The organism is Flavobacterium sp. (assembly GCF_003525665.1).
GTDB lineage: Bacteria > Bacteroidota > Bacteroidia > Flavobacteriales > Flavobacteriaceae > Flavobacterium.
Window position 1 is genome coordinate 1,635 of sequence record NZ_DQDX01000100.1, and the last position, 1,089, is coordinate 2,723.

General features: G+C 28.8%; 1 protein-coding gene. It reads left to right on the plus strand.

Annotation, left to right across the window (positions count from 1 at the left end):
- Nucleotides 1-1,089, plus strand: a 1,089-nt coding sequence (locus DIU01_RS07265) for a M56 family metallopeptidase (RefSeq protein WP_290832972.1), incomplete at both ends; no start/stop codon positions are given.

Here is a 1,089-nt window from a genome sequence, read left to right on the forward strand (position 1 = left end):
CATTTCACTATTTAAAATTTTAGACAATAAACAAGTTTTAAAGCAAGACAAATTTCAATTTATTGATGTGAACGAGAATCTGTCACCTTTTTCATTCTTCAATTATATTGTTTACAATTCGAGTTTATATTCCGAATCAGAATTGCAAAGTATTTTGCTGCACGAAAAAATTCACAGTGCACAAAAACATTCATTTGACGTTTTAGTAACCAACTTATTTTCAATAGTATTTTGGTTTAATCCGTTCATGTATCTGTACAAAAAAGCAGTTACTCAAAATTTAGAATACATTGCCGACAGCGAAGCTATTGCGCAAATAGACGATAAAAAGGCCTATCAAATGGCACTTTTAAAGGTAGTTTCTCATCAAAACTGCTTACCAATCACCAATCATTTTTATCAATCATTAATCAAAAAACGAATCGTTATGTTAAACAAAAATCAATCCAACAAGAGAAATTCTTGGAAGTACGCAGTGATCATTCCTGCATTAGTAGCTTTTGTAATTCTGTTCCAAGTGAAAGTAATTGCACAAGAGAAGTTAATCACATTAGAAGATGGTTCTCAAATAACCTCGACTACACAAAATATTGTGGAAATGAACTGGAATAAAAATAGTCCAGATGAAGAATTTGAAAACGATGCTATTGAAGCAAAAAAATCTGGCGTAGACTTTACATTTTCCAATATTAAAAGAAATAAAAATAATGAAATTACACATATTACAATTTCATATCATGATGAAATAGGAAATCAATTTACCAAAGAGTTTTCTAAAAAAGAAGGTATTGACCCAATCTATTTTAGAAGAAGTATAGATCAAAATGGAAAAGGCGAAATTGGATTCTACTTCAAAAACAAAACTGAAGAATCAGAAAAAAAAGAATTTACATCAATCTACAATTCTCATTATGAAAGCGATACAGAGGAGAATTTAGATCGTTTGTTCATTATCAATGGAAAACAATATACTAAAGAAGATTTAAAAGGTAAAAATATTGAACTTTTTGAATCAAAAATTGTTAAGCTAAATTCAGAAGAAGCATTAAAAAAATATGGTCTAAAAGCGAAGGATGGAGCAATCATATT